General features: G+C 37.9%; 20 protein-coding genes. All 20 read left to right on the top strand.

Annotation, left to right across the window (positions count from 1 at the left end; translation table 11 throughout):
* The 20 genes from MHB48_RS10435 to MHB48_RS10340 all read left to right on the top strand — a co-directional run bounded on the left by MHB48_RS10435 (position 1) and on the right by MHB48_RS10340 (position 18,448).
* Positions 1-1,008, top strand: coding sequence for an alpha-ketoacid dehydrogenase subunit beta (locus tag MHB48_RS10435; protein ID WP_342601352.1), 1,008 nt, complete (start codon positions 1-3; stop codon positions 1,006-1,008).
* 12 nt (positions 1,009-1,020) lie between these two features.
* Positions 1,021-2,241: a dihydrolipoamide acetyltransferase family protein gene (locus MHB48_RS10430; RefSeq protein WP_342598033.1), complete on the top strand. Its 1,221-nt coding sequence runs from the start codon at positions 1,021-1,023 to the stop codon at positions 2,239-2,241.
* Position 2,242: 1 nt separating this feature from the next.
* Positions 2,243-3,682, top strand: a complete 1,440-nt coding sequence (locus tag MHB48_RS10425) for an FAD-dependent oxidoreductase (RefSeq protein ID WP_342598032.1) — start codon at positions 2,243-2,245, stop codon at positions 3,680-3,682.
* Between the two features lie 164 nt (positions 3,683-3,846).
* Positions 3,847-4,824 carry an ABC transporter substrate-binding protein gene (locus MHB48_RS10420; RefSeq protein ID WP_342598031.1) on the top strand — a complete coding sequence of 326 codons (978 nt, stop codon included), beginning with the start codon at positions 3,847-3,849 and terminating at the stop codon, positions 4,822-4,824.
* Between the two features lie 17 nt (positions 4,825-4,841).
* Complete coding sequence (locus tag MHB48_RS10415; protein ID WP_342598030.1) at positions 4,842-5,891, top strand: ABC transporter permease; 1,050 nt, start codon at positions 4,842-4,844, stop codon at positions 5,889-5,891.
* A complete protein-coding gene (locus tag MHB48_RS10410; RefSeq protein ID WP_342598029.1) occupies positions 5,869-6,666 on the top strand; it encodes an ABC transporter ATP-binding protein in 798 nt (265 codons plus the stop codon). The genes MHB48_RS10415 and MHB48_RS10410 overlap by 23 nt, the downstream gene beginning before the upstream one ends.
* A gap of 217 nt (positions 6,667-6,883) precedes the next feature.
* On the top strand, positions 6,884-7,675 hold the full coding sequence (locus MHB48_RS10405; RefSeq protein ID WP_342598028.1) for a fumarylacetoacetate hydrolase family protein: 792 nt from the start codon (positions 6,884-6,886) through the stop codon (positions 7,673-7,675).
* Positions 7,672-8,430, top strand: a complete 759-nt coding sequence (locus tag MHB48_RS10400) for a fumarylacetoacetate hydrolase family protein (RefSeq protein ID WP_342598027.1) — start codon at positions 7,672-7,674, stop codon at positions 8,428-8,430. Before MHB48_RS10405 ends, MHB48_RS10400 begins: the two co-directional genes overlap by 4 nt.
* A gap of 20 nt (positions 8,431-8,450) precedes the next feature.
* Positions 8,451-8,837, top strand: coding sequence for a 5-carboxymethyl-2-hydroxymuconate Delta-isomerase (locus MHB48_RS10395; protein WP_342598026.1), 387 nt, complete (start codon positions 8,451-8,453; stop codon positions 8,835-8,837).
* A 118-nt stretch (positions 8,838-8,955) separates the two neighbouring features.
* Positions 8,956-10,437, top strand: a complete 1,482-nt coding sequence (gene hpaB, locus MHB48_RS10390) for a 4-hydroxyphenylacetate 3-monooxygenase, oxygenase component (RefSeq protein ID WP_342598025.1) — start codon at positions 8,956-8,958, stop codon at positions 10,435-10,437.
* 42 nt (positions 10,438-10,479) lie between these two features.
* Positions 10,480-10,974, top strand: coding sequence for a flavin reductase family protein (locus tag MHB48_RS10385; protein ID WP_342601351.1), 495 nt, complete (start codon positions 10,480-10,482; stop codon positions 10,972-10,974).
* Between the two features lie 6 nt (positions 10,975-10,980).
* Positions 10,981-11,907, top strand: a complete 927-nt coding sequence (gene hpaI, locus MHB48_RS10380; RefSeq protein WP_342598024.1) for a 2,4-dihydroxyhept-2-ene-1,7-dioic acid aldolase — start codon at positions 10,981-10,983, stop codon at positions 11,905-11,907.
* A gap of 20 nt (positions 11,908-11,927) precedes the next feature.
* Positions 11,928-13,448: a 5-carboxymethyl-2-hydroxymuconate semialdehyde dehydrogenase gene (gene hpaE / locus MHB48_RS10375; RefSeq protein ID WP_342598023.1), complete on the top strand. Its 1,521-nt coding sequence runs from the start codon at positions 11,928-11,930 to the stop codon at positions 13,446-13,448.
* Between the two features lie 10 nt (positions 13,449-13,458).
* On the top strand, positions 13,459-14,442 hold the full coding sequence (gene hpaD, locus MHB48_RS10370; protein ID WP_342598022.1) for a 3,4-dihydroxyphenylacetate 2,3-dioxygenase: 984 nt from the start codon (positions 13,459-13,461) through the stop codon (positions 14,440-14,442).
* A 290-nt stretch (positions 14,443-14,732) separates the two neighbouring features.
* Positions 14,733-15,161 carry a hypothetical protein gene (locus MHB48_RS10365; protein ID WP_342598021.1) on the top strand — a complete coding sequence of 143 codons (429 nt, stop codon included), beginning with the start codon at positions 14,733-14,735 and terminating at the stop codon, positions 15,159-15,161.
* Positions 15,162-15,216: 55 nt separating this feature from the next.
* Positions 15,217-15,624, top strand: a complete 408-nt coding sequence (locus MHB48_RS10360; RefSeq protein WP_342598020.1) for a hypothetical protein — start codon at positions 15,217-15,219, stop codon at positions 15,622-15,624.
* Between the two features lie 65 nt (positions 15,625-15,689).
* On the top strand, positions 15,690-16,430 hold the full coding sequence (locus tag MHB48_RS10355; RefSeq protein WP_342598019.1) for a class I SAM-dependent methyltransferase: 741 nt from the start codon (positions 15,690-15,692) through the stop codon (positions 16,428-16,430).
* An 84-nt stretch (positions 16,431-16,514) separates the two neighbouring features.
* A complete protein-coding gene (locus MHB48_RS10350; protein WP_342598018.1) occupies positions 16,515-17,039 on the top strand; it encodes a DinB family protein in 525 nt (174 codons plus the stop codon).
* A 242-nt stretch (positions 17,040-17,281) separates the two neighbouring features.
* Positions 17,282-17,749: a GNAT family N-acetyltransferase gene (locus tag MHB48_RS10345; protein ID WP_342598017.1), complete on the top strand. Its 468-nt coding sequence runs from the start codon at positions 17,282-17,284 to the stop codon at positions 17,747-17,749.
* Between the two features lie 132 nt (positions 17,750-17,881).
* Positions 17,882-18,448: a cysteine hydrolase family protein gene (locus MHB48_RS10340; protein WP_342598016.1), complete on the top strand. Its 567-nt coding sequence runs from the start codon at positions 17,882-17,884 to the stop codon at positions 18,446-18,448.
* Positions 18,449-18,513: the final 65 nt, after the last annotated feature.

Here is an 18,513-nt window from a genome sequence, read left to right as displayed (position 1 = left end):
ATGAAAGAGGTAAGTCAAAAAAATGAAACGACAAAACAGCTCACGCTAATTCAAGCAATCAATGAGGCTATGCATTTGATGCTAGAAGAGGATGAGCGAACCATCATACTCGGAGAAGATATCGGTAAAAATGGAGGCGTGTTCCGTGCAACAGAAGGACTCCAGGAAGCGTTTGGTGATGACCGAGTAGTCGATACACCGCTTTCAGAAGCAGGAATTATCGGTACGTCCATTGGTCTTGCAGTTAATGGTTTTAGACCGGTTGCAGAAATTCAATTTCTCGGTTTTATCTATCCCGCATACGAACAGATTATGACGCATGTCTCCCGTATTCGAATGCGGTCAATGTCGCGTTTTACAGTGCCTATGGTTATCCGTGCACCATACGGAGCAGGAATTCGTGCGCCTGAAATACATTCTGACAGTACAGAAATCTTATTTACACATATGCCAGGCATCAAGGTTGTTTGTCCTTCTAATCCATACGATGCAAAAGGATTATTGATAGCAGCAATGGAAGATCCAGATCCGGTGCTCGTTTTGGAGCCCATGAAAAACTATCGTGCCAAGAAAGAAGCAGTTCCTGTTGGAAAATATACTGTGGAAATTGGTAAAGGAAAAATAGTACGTGAAGGAACGGATGTCACGCTTATTGCTTGGGGTGCTATGATTTCAATCGCAGAAAAAGCAGCAGAACAAGTGGAGAAAAAGGGGATTAGTTGTGAAATTATCGATCTGCGAACATTGTATCCAATTGATCGTGACATGATAGCGGAGTCCGTGCAAAAGACAACGAGAGCAGTCATCATACATGAAGCGCATAATACGGGGGGGCTGGGAAACGATATTGTGTCGATTATTAACGATACATCTTTTCTTTATCTACGAGCTCCAATAGAACGAGTTACCGGATTTGACGTACCGGTTCCATTCTTTACATTAGAAGAACATTATCTCCCAACACCAGCGCGCGTGGTTGAAGGAATAGAAAAAGTGGTTCATTTTTAAGGAGGAAATGGAATGTTCGAAGTAAAGTTACATGATATCGGGGAAGGAATGACGGAAGGGGAAGTGATCCATTACTTAGTTAAAGTTGGAGATTCGGTTAGGACGGATCAGCCGCTTGTCGAAGTACAAACGGACAAAATGGTCGCTGAACTTACTTCGCCCTGCTCAGGTTTCGTGAAAGAAATTCGAATTGAAGTAGGTGAAACCGTCAAGGTCGGAACAAGTCTACTCTACATTGAAGCAGCTGAAGTTGCTCGAACTGAACAAAAAGACCAAGTAAATTCGCAACAAAATATGGAGAAGAAAGCGATTCCTGAGATGAATAGGGACGCAAAAGCTCAACCCATTTCTTATAATCGAGTACTCGCTGCACCATATACACGGAAAATTGCGCGCGACAACAACATAAATTTGGAGGATGTAAAGCCGACTGACCCTTCTGGAAGAGTAACAGAAGAAGATGTTTTCCGATTTATAAATGGATTGCAAACGAACGAGGCTACTGTGAAGAGTGTGAAGCAAGATGTTGTTGTTGAAGAAATACCAGATGAAATCCCATATAGAGGGATACGCAAAAAGATTGCAGAAAAGATGAAGAAATCTCTCTATACCATTCCTCATGTCACGCATTTCGATGAAGTTAATATGACAAACCTTTTTGAAATGAAGGAGCAGTTGAAAAATGCTGGTGAATCAGTCAGTATTCCAGCTTTTCTTATAAAAGCACTTGTTATTTCATTGAAGGATTTTCCGATTTTCAATGCTGAGTTGGATGAAGAAAATAGTCGGATACTCCTCAAGAAGAATTATCATATAGGCATTGCCACAAACACAGAAAGTGGACTTATTGTCCCTGTACTCCATGATGTCGATAAGAAATCAATTAAACAGATTAATCAGGAAGTCAAAGGACTAACAGAAAGAGCAATCGCTGGTAAATTACAACCGTATGAAATGCAAAATAGTACATTTACGGTGAGTAATGTTGGGCCATTAGGTAGTACTGGTGCAACGCCAATTATCAACTATCCAGAAACGGCCCTTATTGCTTTTCACAAAACGAAAAAACAACCCATCGTTAATAAATTTGATGAAATCGTTATCGGCCATATCATGACACTTTCCATGGCATTTGACCACCGTGTTGCGGATGGCGCAACGGCTGTTAAATTTACAAACCGCTTTGCGAGCCTGATTGAACAGCCTCACAAACTGATGATGGAGATGATATAAAATGGTTGTTGGGGAAATCAGTCAGGAACGAAATCTAATTATTATTGGAGGAGGGCCAGGAGGTTACAGTGCTGCGATACGGGCTGCACAGCTTGGTCTTTCGGTCACAATCATTGAACAGGCTCATATGGGTGGTGTTTGTTTGAATGAAGGATGTATTCCTTCTAAAATATTTACACATGCAGCAGCTAAACGCTCAGAAAGCGCTCATTTACAAGATCTTGGAATTGGAAATTCAGATAACCTATTCGATATGAAAAAGCTAAGTGATTATAAGTCTAAAGTCATCCATCAGCTTCGGTCTGGTGTAGAAAGTTTATGTAAATCAAACAAAATTGAAATAATACGTGGGAAAGCTACTTTCCTCGCTATAGACAAAATTGGTGTAGAAAATGGTCATCAATTCGATATTTTTGAATTTGAGCAAGTTATTATCGCAACAGGAAGTTCCCCGAGCATGCCAGCTCCTTTTAAAGACAAAGGGGAAAGAATTTTATTTCCGCATGAATTATTTAAATTGGATCAGTTACCGGACCACCTTATTGTAAGAGGTCAAGATTACATTGCCCTTGAAGTGGCTTCCAGTTTTGCGGCATTAGGGACACAAGTCAGTGTGGTTTTAGATTACAAAGCTGCCTTTCCTTTCGATGAATCCATTAATAAAGAGTTAAGTCGCTTATTTAAAAAACGAAAAATTAAAGTGTATAAAGAAATGGAATTAATCTCCTTTGACGAGACAAAAGATGGCATTACGATATCTTTCCTTACAGATAATAAAGTAGAAGAATCAATAAGTGGATCCCATCTATTCATTTCCGGAACAAGGACACCCAACTTAGATTCTCTAGGAATAAGTCGTTTCGGAATTGCGCAAACAAATGAGGGCTTTATAAAGATAGACGTAAATATGCGTTCATCGATACCTACCATCTATGCAATAGGTGATGTAACGGAAGGTCCAATGCTCGCAGTTAAAGCCATCAAACAAGGAAAAGCTGCCGTAGCATCCATTGCAGGAGAACAAACAGAAGTAGACCCTACATTTATACCAGTTGTTGCTCATACGATTCCTCCAGTCGTTTCTGTGGGGCTCACGGAACAAAGTGCACGGGATTATGGATTGGCTATTCGTGTCAGTCAATTTGCTCTTGGTACCAACGGTTATGCAGCCATTACTGGTAAAAAGGATGGGTTAATTAAAGTTATTTCGGATTCAACAACAGAGATAATACATGGGATTCATATGATTGGTGAAGGGGCTGTTGAAATGTCAGGCTCCTTTGTCCAGTTGCTAGAAATGGCCGCAAAAGAAGAAGACGTTAAATTCCCCCACTATGCACATCCAGCATTTAATGAAGCGCTACTTGAAGTGGTAGAGGGGTTAATCGGTCAATCCATTCACTCTACCACTGTTAATAAGGCTGATTATATTAAAATCTAATAAAATAACTCTATCAAACTAGTGAAAGAAAATGTATAATAAACAATTAATAATCAGAACATTCTAAATGATTTGAACTGATTATTATTAAGTTAGTAGTAAATGTATCGTGTATTGGGTTCAAATAACTACTAAATAAAACAGCTTAAAGAGGGGGAAATGAAATGAAGAACAGATGGAAAAAAATGATGGCTGTTATTTTCAGTACAACATTAGTACTTGCAGCATGTGGTGGTGATGGAGGAGATAAGGAAGCATCCTCGAAAAAATATAAAATAGGTGTAACCCAAATAGTAGAGCACCCATCACTCAATGCAGCATACGACGGCTTTAAAAAGGCTTTAGAGGATGCAGGGATTGATGCAGAATATGAAGTTCAAATTGCACAAGGGGATAACAGTGCCAATACGACAATTGCGACAAATCTTGTGAGTGAAAAAGTGGATCTAATATTTGCTAACTCAACTCCTAGTGCTCAGGCAGCAGCTAGTGCTACATCAGAAATTCCAATCGTTTTCACTTCCGTAACAGATGCAGTTGGAGCGGAACTGGTTGACTCAATGGAAAAACCGGGAGGCAATGTAACAGGTACAATTGATGCACATCCAGATGCAATTTCTAATACAATGAAGTTCCTGAAAGATGAATTAGGAGCGAAAAATGTTGGAATGGTATTTAACTCTGGAGAGCAAAATTCACGAGCTCAAGTAGATGCAGTAAAAGAAATGTTGAAAGGGATGGATATGACTGTTGTGGAAGCGTCTGTTGCTACTTCTGCAGATGTAAAACAAGCGACTGAATCATTGCTAGGTAAAGTTGATTCTATGTACATCATTACAGATAACACGGTTGTTTCCGCACTTGAATCTGTTATTTCAGTCGCAAACGAAAATAAAATTCCAATGATGGTAGGCGAATTTGACTCTGTCAAACGAGGTGGCTTAGCAGCATACGGATTTGAGTATTTTGATATTGGTTACGAAGCTGGACAAATGGCAGTTAAAATCTTAAAAGGTGAAAGTAAACCAGCTGATTTGCCAGTTCAAATTCCACAAAAATTAAAATTGATCATGAATAAAAACACAGCATCTACCATAGGACTCGACATCAAAGACGAATGGAAAGCTGAATTTAGCGAGTAATTAGGAGGTGGTTCTACATGTTTTCAGCAGTATTTGGCTCTGTGGAGCAAGGAATCATCTATGCAATTATGGCACTTGGCGTGTATATTTCATTCCGAGTGCTAGATTTTCCGGATTTAACAGTAGACGGAAGTTTTGTAACTGGAGCTGGAACTGCTGCCACGATGATTATCTTCGGATATCATCCGGCGGTAGCTACAGCAGTAGCCATAGTTATTGGCTTTCTTGCTGGATGTGTTACCGGTCTCCTACATACAAAAGGGAAAATTAATGCACTTCTATCTGGGATTTTAATGATGATCGCGCTCTATTCTATAAATTTACGCATAATGGGACTCACTTCTCCGAATTCCATTGGTCGCCCAAATATACCTTTATTAAATGCTGAAACAATATTTATTCAGTTCCAAACCTTTTGGGGTAATTTAGGTATCGACAAGGCCATTACAAATTTTTTAAGCATGCTGGGTTTTCAGTACTTACCTTCAACTTGGGGTACTTTGTTCATCATGACTATTATTGTTTTGATTATAAAACTTGTCGTCGATTGGTTTTTGAAAACCGAAGTAGGTCTTGCGATAAGAGCTACTGGCGATAATAAGAAAATGATTCGAAGCTTATCTGCTAATACAGACACACTTGTGATTCTTGGTCTTGGCTTCTCAAATGCACTTGTTGCCTTTTCTGGAGCCCTGATCGCTCAGTATGCAAAGTTTGCGGACATCGGAATGGGAATTGGGATGATTATTATCGGACTAGCTTCTGTCATTATTGGTGAGGCAATATTTGGTACGAAAACGATTGTCCGAACAACATTTGCTGTAATTGCTGGAGCCATTATTTACAGAATTGTACTTGGCCTCGCACTAAGAGTGGACTTTCTTGATACGGGAGATATGAAACTAATTACCGCGGTTATTGTCATTTGCGCGCTTATCTTGCCCCAGTTCTTTGAAAAGAAGCGGGAAAAAAATAGGAAAGCTAAACGCCATGCGGAACGATTAGTAGAGCAAAAACATTTGCTAATGAAGGAGGGGAATGCCGTTGTTAAAGCTCAGTCAGATTAATAAATTGTTTAATGAAGCAACACCTGATGAAAAAATTGCATTGGATCAAATCAATCTGCAGTTAAATCCTGGTGATTTTATGACTGTGATTGGAAGCAACGGTGCTGGAAAATCGACTATGTTGAATATGATTTCTGGCGCTCTTTCTCCTGATTTTGGAGTAATTGAAATTGCTAATAAAGACGTTACAAAAATGCCGGAGTATAAGCGTTCCCAGATGATTGGGAGGGTATTTCAAGATCCAATGGCAGGGACCGCACCTACGATGACGATTGAGGAAAACTTAGCAATGGCTTACTCACGAAACAAAAAACGTACATTAAAAAAGGGCGTTGACAAGAAACGCCGTGAATTTTTCCGTGCATCACTTGAAGCCCTTCATTTAAACCTGGAAAATCGATTGAATGCAAAAGTAGGAATGCTTTCTGGTGGGGAGAGGCAAGCACTTTCACTATTGATGGCTACCTTTACACAACCGTCTATTTTACTTCTGGATGAACATACTGCCGCACTAGACCCATCGCGAGCAGAATTAATTACGAATTTAACGAAGCTGCTTGTGGAAAAGGACCAGCTAACGACTCTTATGATTACTCATAATATGCAACAAGCGCTAGACTTAGGGAACAGGCTTATTATGATGGATAAAGGTCAAATCATTTTAGAGATAGAAGCAGAAGAAAAGAAAAAATTAACCATTCCCAAACTGATGGATGAATTCCAACGGATTCGTGGCGAGAAATTAACAAGTGATAAAGCATTGTTATCCATATAGTAATTTGTTTCAGTTTGTGTTAAATAATGGACAACTAAATAAGGGTATTTTGAGAATATAGTTTCTGAAATGTAGGGGCACCTCTTTTAATAGTTTGTGGTTTGAAAACTTCAGCCTAGAAGATGGGTGCCCTTATTTGTTTCTTAGTTAGTATTTCTTAGGAAATATAGTTGTTTCGCTATTGAAAATTAGCCTGGCAGATGAAGGAGTGAAACGTATGACCAGGGCAAGGATCAAAGTGTTAGGGGAACGGAATTTAGCATTAGTGGATGTGCATGCAGGAACGAATACAGTTGTTTTAGGGAACAGGGTGTTAAGTGTTAATGAAATACAGTTCGACAACCCGATTATAGGTACAGTTTATGGTACGCTACTGAACTATAAGGGGGCTCTTGAAAAATTAGGAGATGCTGTAAATGACAAACCATATGGTTCGCCGCCACTCGCTCCTATTCTTTATATTAAACCAGCAAATACCTTCAATCATTATGGTGCAGCAATCCCCATGCCACCAGGGATAGAGAAATTGGAGATTGGCGCAGCACTTGGATTAGTAATAGGGAAGCTAGCAGTTGCAGTCGATGAAAAGAATGCACTAAATTACGTAGCAGGCTATACGATCGTAAACGATGTCAGCGTACCAAATGAAAGCGTTTACCGACCAGGAGTTCAACATAAATCACGTGATGGGTTTTGTCCGATCGGACCATGGATTATAGATTGTCATGAAGTAGAGAATCCAGATGATTTAGCCATTCGGGTATTTATCAATGGTATACTCCAGCAGGAAAATTCGACTTCCAATTTGATCCGTTCGGTATCCCGCCTACTTGCAGATGTCACAGAGTTCATGACATTAAGCCCTGGAGATGTATTACTCGTAGGAGTCCCTGAAGAAGCTCCACAAGCAAAGGTAGGAGATAAAGTTCGAATCGAAATAGGTGGGATTGGGAGCTTAGAAAATGTGATTGTGGATGAAAGTGAAATCAATTGGAGGGGGAAGATATGAGAAAAGCGCGGATTGCATATGGGGGTGCCATTCATGAAGCGATTGAATGGGAAGGGCGACTTAAGTTAGATGATGGCCGAATAGTAGAAGAGAATAAAGTAACCTGGCTTACACCGATTGTGCCGCGCACGGTGTTTGCACTAGGACTGAACTATGCGGATCATGCAGCAGAACTTTCATTTGATGCCCCATCGGAACCCCTTGTTTTTTTAAAAGGACCGAATACGTTTATTGGGCATCAAGCATATACACGTCGTCCTGCAGATGTCACCTATATGCACTATGAATGTGAACTAGCTGTAATTATCGGGGAAACAGCTAGACATGTGAAAAAAGAAGAAGCATACAAATATATTAAGGGGTATAGTGTCGCAAACGATTATGCCATCAGAGATTATTTAGAAAATTATTACCGTCCGAACCTTCGAGTGAAAAATCGTGATACCTGTACACCATTCGGACCATGGATCGTCGATGCAACAGATATAGAGGACCCAATGAAGCTAAAGTTGACGACACATGTCAATAATAAACTGGTTCAAGAAGGAACAACGGCGGATATGATCTTTGATATTCCATCGCTTATTGTTTATTTAACTAGCTTTATGACATTGAGTGAAAATGATGTCATTCTTACAGGCACTCCTAAAGGATCAGTGGATACTACCGTTGGAGATGTTGTTGTCACGGAAGTGGAAGGAATTGGTCGCTTAGTAAATACCATAATCGGAGATGATTCCTTTGCAAATCGATAGTGCAAAAGGGGGGATTTTTTTTGCCGCATTTTATTGTGGAGTACACGGATAACATTAAAGATGAAGCCAATCTCGCAAAGCTACTAGAGGAAATCCATCGAGTTTTAATTGCACGAGCCCCTATTTTTCCAATAGGAGGTATTCGCTCAAGAGCGATTGAATTAAAAGACTATCGAGTGGCGGATGGAGCCGAGGATGATGCATTCGTCCATGCAGTGTTAAAAATTGGAGCAGGACGTTCCGAGGAAATAAAGAAAGAAGTTTGTCATACGCTATTTGAGGTCATGAAAGAGCATTTCTCCGAACTAATGTCCAAACGATACTTAGCGTTGTCTATGGAACTTATTGAATTTAGTGAAGCTGGTACTTATAAACAAAATAATATTCACGCAAGATTTAATAAGTAAACTGTGAATTTATAACTATAATCATATATTATTTCATATATCTTTGTACATTTGTAGTTCTGAGAATTATGAAAATACAATTTTAACCTAACAACTAGCAATAAGAGGAGGGAATAGAATGGGCGCACGAACGGGGAAAGAATATATCGAAGGCATTAAAAAGAGGAATACGGAAGTATGGATTCATGGGGGAAAAGTAGGAGACGTAACTACACATCCAGCATTTAAAAATGTAGTAGAAAGCGTTGCAGGTCTTTACGATTTACAGCATGAGAAGCCGGAAAAAATGCTATATACCTCACCGACATCTGGTAAAAAAGTGGGGCTATCTTTTATTGCTCCTAAAACAAAAGAAGATTTGTTTAAAAGACGTGAAATGCATACAGAATGGGCAACTTTTTCAGGTGGGATGATGGGGCGTTCCCCAGACTACTTGAATACAAGTATTATGGCCTTCGGAACTGCTAGCCAGTTTTTTGCGCAAGAGGGCGGTGGAAGTGAGCAATTTGGTAAAAATGCTGCAGATTACTATGAATATGCACGAGAAAACGATATTAGTTTAACCCATACTTTAATTCATCCTCAAGTAAATCGATCAATGTTAACGCAAGCAGAGCAAAAAGATCCATTTCTATCAGCACGTATAACAAAAAAGACCCAAGACGGGATTATAGTGAATGGTTGTCGTCTCCTGGCAACATTAGGTGGTATTACCGATGAACTCGTCGTATTTCCTTCTACGATAAATAGAACACCTGGAACTACAGATGATCCATTCGCATTTGCGTTTGCAATTCCAAATAATACAAAGGGTTTGAAATTCTTATCTCGTGAATCATTCGACTATGGAAAAAGCAAATGGGATCACCCATTAGGAGCTAGGTTTGATGAGAGTGATGCAATTATTTCATTTGAAGATGTATTAGTTCCATGGGAAAGAGTTTTTGTATGTGAAAGTACAAATATATGCAACCGTACGTATGCCGAGACAAATGCGGTTATACACATGACGCATCAGGTTATTTCGAAAAACGTCGTAAAAACCGAATTTATCTTAGGTGTCGTTATAAGTATGATGGAAGCGATTGGTATTGATCAATTCATGCATGTGAAAGAAAAAGCAAGTGAAATCATGGTTATTTTAGAGGTTATGCGCTCTCATTTATTCAGAGCGGAGCATAATGCCAAAATCGATCAGTATGGCAATATGACGCCAGACTTTGAACCATTAAATGCTGCACGTAACTGGTTCCCAAAAATGTATCAGCGTATGAATGAAATCATTAAAATTCTAGGGGCTTCCGGTTTAATGGCACTACCAACCGAAGCAGACTTTAGCAATTCCGATGTGGGTCCGTTAGTCCATCGTTACACACAAGGTGCAAATATAAATGGAGAGGAAAAAGTACAGTTATTCCGCTTAGCGTGGGATATATCCATTAGTGCTTTCGGAAATCGCCAAGCACTTTACGAATACTATTTCTTTGGGGATCCTGTGAGAATGTCGAATGCTTATTATGATGGATTTGATAAGAAACCTTATAAAGATATGGTGACAAACTTTTTAAATAAAGCAAAAAAGGAAGCGGGAATATTCTAATACCTAGTCAACGTCTCCAAAAAGTAGAGAGGTGGATGCATGATGCACCAAGAAAATCACGAGATTGATGATCGGTTATTCCGAAATGCGATGGGCTGTTTTGCAACAGGCGTAACGGTCATTACAACAAAAGTAGCGGAAGAAATTTATGGCATGACTGCGAATGCTTTTATGTCCGTTTCTCTAAATCCAAAGTTAGTAGCAATTAGTATCGGGGAAAATGCAAAAATGCATCAGCATATAAAAGTTTCGAAGCAATTTGCTATTAATATATTATCTACTAACCAACAAAACGAATCGAATCAATTTGCTGGTCGGCTAGATTCAGAATCTAACATTACATTCGCTTCCTTTAAAAGCTTGCCAATTCTGGAAGATACAATAGCGGTTGTTACATGTGAACTGCATAGCGAATATATAGTCGGAGACCATACCATTTTTATTGGTAAAGTGACTGGAGTAAAAATGAATCAAGGAGATCCTTTATTATTTAGTCAAGGAAAGTATCGCGAACTAAAAGAACTAGAGAGGGAGTAGATTCTATTGGCATATGAAGAAGCTAAAAAGAAGTTAAGAGGTTCTATTTGTCCTGTCATTACACCTTTTACTGAAAGTGGTGCAATTGACGAAAAAGTATTGATCGAGCTGATCAATTGGCAAATTGAAAGCGGAAGTCATGGGATTTCAGTTACAGGTACGAGTGGAGAACCGAGTTCTTTAACAATTGATGAAAGAAAAAGAGTTATGAAACTTGCAAAAGAGACGATAGATGGACGTGTGTTTTTTGCACCAGGTACAGGGTCTACCAATCATGATGAAACAATGGAGCTAACGAAATATGCAGAGGAGCTAGGCGCAGATGCTGCAATGGTTATCGTACCATACTACAATAAACCAAATCAGGAAGCACTCTATCAGCACTTTAAAACAGTAGCAGATTCAGTTGAAACACCAATCATTATTTACAATATTCCAGGTCGATCAGCTGTCAATATGGAAGTGAGCACGATGAAGCGCTTAGTAGAAGATTGCCCAAATATAATCGGTGTTAAAGAAGCAAATAAAGACTTTGAGCACGTAAATCGGGTGCTTTTAAACTGTGGAAGAGATTTTCTACTATTCTCTGGGATTGAATTACTTTGCTACCCAATGCTTGCAATTGGAGGCGCAGGATTTATTAGTGCTACAGCAAATGTCGAGCCTTCAAAAGTAGCAGAGCTGTACAATGCATGGGTAGCCGGTGATGTTGCAAGATCACAGGATCTTCATTTCGAATTAATGCCATTAAATGACGCGCTATTTAGAGACACAAACCCTGCACCGGTTAAAGTGGCACTAGGCATGATGGGCAAAATTACACCGAAGCTCCGCTTACCTTTAGGATTACCTTCACCAACAATACAAGAAGAAGTTCGGAAATCACTAATTGATCTTACCATTTTGCCTAAGGAATCAGCTTTAAAACTATAATAAGAAACTAGGTGATTAGTTTGGTATCTTCTCAGAAGTTAGCTTCTTTAATACATGAAACACAAAAGGATATTTCACTTTATATAAATGGAGAATTTACTACCGCTATAAGTGGAATGACGTTTAAAAATATGAATCCATTTACAAATGAACAAATTAATGAAGTTTCTGAAGGGCAATCGGATGATATAAATAAAGCAGTTGCAGCTGCACGGGAAGCTTTTGATCATGGCCCTTGGAAAACAATGAAGCTTTCGAAAAGATTGGCATATATTTACCGTATAGCTGACTTGATTGATGAAGAAATAGAGAAAATCGCTTACTTAGAAGCACTTGATACGGGACTTCCCATTAGCCAAACGAGAAAGATGGTAAGTCGTGCTTCAGAAAACTTCCGATTTTATGCTCGCATGGTAGAGAATCGTTTGGTCGGTGATGCCTATCAAGTGGATGATGAATTTATCAACTACACAATTCATGCACCTGTAGGAGTGGCTGGATTAATCACACCGTGGAATGCTCCCTTTATGTTAGAAACATGGAAAGTTGCGCCAGCACTTGCTACTGGTAATACTGTTGTCTTAAAGCCAGCAGAACTTTCTCCTCTTTCGGCTAATTTATTGGCAGAAGTGATTCATAAAGCAGACCTTCCAAAGGGTGTTTTTAACGTTGTTCATGGTCGAGGAGAAATAGCGGGTGATGCACTTGTAAAACATCCTGATGTCCAACTTATTTCTTTTACTGGGGAAACGACTACGGGTTCAACAATTATAAAAAATAGTGCAGATACATTGAAAAGCTGCTCAATGGAACTTGGTGGAAAATCTCCTATTATTGTATTTGAGGATGCTGATTTCGATCGCGCTTTAGATGCTTGTGTCTGGGGAATCTATTCTTTTAATGGGGAAAGATGTACTGCGAACTCACGCTTGTTTTTACAGGAAGGAATCAAGGATAGATTTATTGATGCTTTAAGGATTCGAGTTGCGAATATTAAAGTTGGTGATCCACTAGACGTAAGTACAGAAGTGGGGCCATTAATTGATAAAGAACATTATGGTAAGGTGAAAGGTTACTTAGAAATTGCAAAAGAAGAAGGCACTGAAGTCATTACAGGAGACATCCCACTTGAACTTGCTAAAGGGAACTTTGTCGCACCGACGCTTATTCTAAATGCAAAAAATAACATGCGCGTTTCCCAAGAGGAAATCTTCGGTCCTATTCTGACTGTCATGACATTTAAAGATGAAGAAGAAGTCATTAAGTTGGCAAATGATATTAAATATGGGCTTGCGGGTTATGTATGGACGAACGATATTAAACGAGGTCACCGTGTGGCGCATAAAGTAGAAGCTGGAATGCTTTGGGTGAATGCCCAAAACGTTCGTGATTTAAGAACTCCTTTTGGAGGTGCAAAGTCCTCTGGAATCGGACGTGAAGGTGGACATTACGGCTTTGATTTTTATACGGAACAGAAAATTATTCATGTTTCAATTGCTGACCATCACATACAGCAGTTCGGGAAAAATAGTGGAAGGTAAGGTGAACACGGTGGATTTTTCAATCATTCGATTCGCGCGAACTGTTCTTCATGTATTGGATTTGGAGGCGTCCCGTAAATTTTATGTGGATGGCTTAGGCATGATTGAAACAGAAAGGGATGACAATCATATCTATTTACGAGGTTTAGAAGAACATTCGCATCATAGTTTATTATTGAAAAAAGCAGAAAAAGCCGTTGTAGAAGTACTTAGTTATAAAGTGGAAAAAGAACAGGACCTCGATGAAATTGAAAAGCTATTTATCTCCATGGGTCTAAAAACAAAGTGGATGGCGAAAGGTGTGCAACATGGAATGGGAAGAACCCTTCGAGTCCATGATATCTCTGGCATTCCATTAGAATTTTTTGCGGAAATGATCACTGTTGACCGGATGCTGCAGCGATACGACCTATATCATGGAGCGAAAATACAGCGCATTGATCATGCAAACTGTGCAGTACCCGATGTTCAAAAAGCCTATGATTTCTTTGTAAACCAACTAGGATTCTCGTGTTCCGAGTATACGGATACAGAAGACGGGGAATTATGGGCGGCATGGCTTTATCGAAAACCAACTGTTCATGACCAAGCCTTTATGAGTGGTCCTGGGCCAAAGCTACATCATTTTGCATACACACTAGCAGATCGACTAAGCGTACTCGATTGCTGTGACGTTTTAGCGAGTATGGGATATGCATATTCTATTGAACGTGGACCAGGTCGACATGGATTATCTAACGCTTTCTTCCTCTATTTGAGAGACCCAGATGGGCATCGCATAGAGCTGTACACAGGTGATTATTTAACAAGTGATCCAGACATAGAACCAAAACGTTGGGATCTAAATGACCCACTTCGCCAAACATTCTGGGGACACCAAGCACCAGATCAATGGTTTAATGAAACAAGTACGTTCCTTGATATTGAAACATGCGAAGAAATTGAAAGTAAAGAACCGATTTTGGAACAAAGAAAACCAAAGATTATTGTATAAATACCATTACCCACCTATGAAAATGTTTGCTATCACATTTTCATAGGTGGGTTTATATTTGTATAATCAGGTACTTGGGGAAATATGATTTAACTTCGTGATAGTTTTCATCCGAACATAAACACTTTCTATTGTTTAAAATGTTTTTGCTTTGATAAAGGGTTTTATTGATATGGTAAAGAATATATTAAATATAGGAATTATTCTCAGAAATAGAAAATGCTTTTATTGAAAATGGAATTTTGATTATGTAATGTCTATTTTTCTTCAAACAAAAGGTGGTTTTAAGTATGCTTGTCGAGGTAGGCAAACGTATTCTAATAGGGATAATAGCAACTGTTATTTTCAGCTTTTCATTAGCTGTATTTACAGTTGTACCTTTCTTAAGTGGAGAATTAAACACATATGGTCTTTCGTTATCAGCTTATTTTATAATCTACTGCATATTCTCGGGGCCAGTATTTATCATTGCTGGATTTATTTGCTCGTTTATTATTGATATTTTATGTACTCAGTATTTACATGCTCTTATTTGTTATATTATTGCAGGGAAAATTACTGCCATCGTTATATTGTTTTTCAATTTAGGAGGGCCACTTCCAATAAATGCAGATACGTTTAGATTCTTAGTATTAGGAATACTTGCATCGCTTTTGTATTATCATATTTTCATTATTTGGAGGACGAGATTTTTTAAAAGATCTTTATCCCTCCATTAAATAAGTGCTATGGCTGACTCTAATGTGAAGTATCAATTGTGTAGGGAGGTTTTAATTGAAGCGATTTATGTATTATTTTATTTGGGTTCTCATTATTTTTATTATCTGTTATTTAGGCAGCCAATATTATATGAGATTAAAGGCTATTGCAGAATCAACGTTTGATTATAAAGGAACATTGATATTCTATTTTGTGTTTCCAATCCTAATGGGGATGTTATTAAAGTTACCTGGATTGGTCAAAGACATTAAGCAACAGAAAAAGTGGACATTCGATTGGGTGAAATTGTTAGCTATTGGTACTCCAACTCTTTATATCGCAACTATTCCCATTTGGACTTATAAGTCATTCGGAGAACACTTTTTATTTGCGGATTACTTCAGAATAACAATTTTTACTCCATTCATTACAGTAGCAGGAATTGTACTTGGCTATTGTTTGTTAGATGTCCTGAAAAAGTAAATATATTATAATCATTAGGAGAATTGTTGCGAAAGAAATGTAGAAGTTTCAAGGAGGTTATTAATTTGAATGAATACTATGGGGAACTTTGCACACAGATTTACGAGAAGGATAAATCTATCGCAGAGGGGAAAGAACTTGAGTTTTATCTCTCTTTTGTTAAAGACAAAAACATGAAAGTATTAGAACCAATGTGTGGAAACGGAAGAATGTTGATTCCTTTTATGCAACATGGAATCGATATTGAAGGGTTTGATATGTCAGAAGAAATGCTGCAAGTATGTGTGGACAAAGGAAATAGGTTAAATCTTAAACCAAATGTATTTCATGCAAAAATAGAAGAATTTAGAAGTACTAAAAAGTATGATTTAATTTTGATACCGTTTGGATCTTTTTCACTTTTACCTGATAGTTTAGCAAAAAATAGTCTTCTAAACATGAAATCGATTTTAAAAGAAGATGGGAAATTACTTCTAACAACTATGACGAAAAATGGAAAAGTTGAAGATATTCCTAATTGGGTTGAAACGAATAGGCAACATTTTGATAACTATATGATCGTTGAACACAAGAAAGCCCATTATGATGGGGAAAGCAAGTTACTAAATATGAAATTAAAATATCAATTGATGAAAGGAAAGCATATAGAAAAAACAGAAATAATGGATTTTCCTATTCGACTTTATGAAACAGGTGAATTTGAAAATATTCTCGAGTCGAATGGATTTCATAAAATTGTTCTTCACAAAGTTATGAATGGATATGGAGAAGGAAGTTCGTTTCATGTATTAGAGTGTTCAAAATAAACTGTAAAAAGGCCTATGTAAGGAGAAATACAGAACTTGTAAAATAAAGAAATAGACTTTAAGTTATAAGATGGGGGAAAATACATGGAAAAAAATGAATACGCTCCATATTATTCTACTTATGTAGAGTTGGTACCTGATGGAGATATAATGAAAATTTTAGATATACAAATGGAAGAAACAATTTCCTTACTTCAGGATATTTCGGAACATCAAGCCCATTTCCGTTACGCTCCTGATAAATGGGACATAAAAGAGGTGATTGGTCATTTGGCAGATACAGAGCGAATAATGGGGTATAGGCTCCTATCCATAGCTCGCGGTGAGACAATTGCTCTTCCTGGTTATAACGATGTTGCATATGTTCAAAATGCAGCATTTGATAAACAGTCCGTAGAGGAATTGCTTCAAAATTTGTCTACTGTGCGTCAATCAACTATTCATTTGATTAAGAGTCTAACAAGCGAAGATTGGCTTCGTCGAGGGATTGCAAACAGTTGTGAAGTAACTGTCCGTGCACTCATAACAATTATTGCCGGTCATGAAATTCATCATCGCACCATAATAAGAGACAGATATATTTTGTCCGAAGCATACCCAAGTAGCTAATATACAATACAAAAAGAGCGTCTCTGCAGTAGCTGGAGACGCTCTTTTTGTATCAAGATGGTAGAAGGTAAATAGAAAAGCAGGGATATACTTACTCTAAATAGAATAATTAGAAGAGGATAGTTAGGAGGATCCTTACATGGATAAAGAAAACTATTTTCTTTTCTTCTTACTATTGTTACTAGGATGAATCAATTTCATAATTCTAATTTACATAATGTGAGTGAAAGGAGGAAGAAATAGTGCAGATTAGGCTAGCAGAAAGAAAAGATATCGACCAATTGATTCAAATGAGATGGGATTTCACTTTTGAGGATAATGAAACGAAAACTTTTGAGGAGAGCGATTTGGAAGTATTTAAAATCGAGTGCCGTTCCTTTTTAGAAAATGCGATTGAGAGTGAAACTTGGTTTATTTGGGTTGCAGAGAAAGAATCAAAAATTGTATCTCATATCTACATAGAATTAATACAAAAGGTGCCACGTCCTGGCAGAGTAACTTACCCTTTTGCATTTATGACAAATGTCTTTACAGTGAAGGATTACAGGAATCTTGGTATAGGAAGTAAATTAATCACAACCATAAACGAATGGTCGAAAAATAGAAGATATGAATTTATCATTGTATGGCCAAGTGATGATAGCATCGATTTCTATAGAAGGAATGGATACATGCATTGTAAAGAGCCTATGGAATACTTTCCTTTATAAATTTATATGCTCTATCAAGAGGTTTTTCTTTTTCAGGTTAAAGAAGGTTTTTTTTGAAAGGACATCGAAGTAGTTAAAAGGGGATGCAGCTTGAGAAATGAGTTTAAATAAAATTGAAAAGGGGTTTTTAAAGTGAAACAAGCTTTGCTAGTTATTGATGCTCAACAGGAATTAATTGATGGAAATCAAAATGAAAAAAGTGTTTTTAATAAAGAAAAATTAGTAGATAATATTAATTTGGTTATTAATAAAGCAGTAGAATCAGATGCATTAATCGTTTTTATAAGAGATAAGGATGTCGCTGAAGGGACAGGAAAAGGGTTTCAAATACACGAAGATATTAGAGTACCTTCCATGTCAAAAGTATATGATAAAAAAGCAACAAATTCCTTTTATGGAACGCCATTGATGAGCGTTTTAAAGGAAAATGAGATCGAACATCTTGTAATAATGGGGTGTAAAACAGAGTATTGCATTGACACAGCGGTTAGAACTGCCACCATCAATGATTTTGATGTCACTTTAGTATCAGATGGGCATTCAACGACTGACTCTCCAACCTTATCTGCCGAACAGATAATCACTCATCATAATAAAATACTTCATGGGCATTACAATGTCGATCATTTTTCGGTTGTTAGAAATGCTCAGGAAGATCTGTTTGAACCAACTCATAATAGTTACCGTGAAGAAGAATGAAGGAATAATATATAAGAACCATAGTTATCTCCTTTCTCTAGAGAAGGAGATAACTATGGTTCAAA

The sequence above is a fragment of the Psychrobacillus sp. FSL H8-0483 genome (assembly GCF_038637725.1).
Classification (GTDB): domain Bacteria; phylum Bacillota; class Bacilli; order Bacillales_A; family Planococcaceae; genus Psychrobacillus.
The sequence above is the reverse complement of the archived record's forward strand: the minus strand, read 5'-3'. Positions and strand labels throughout refer to the sequence as shown.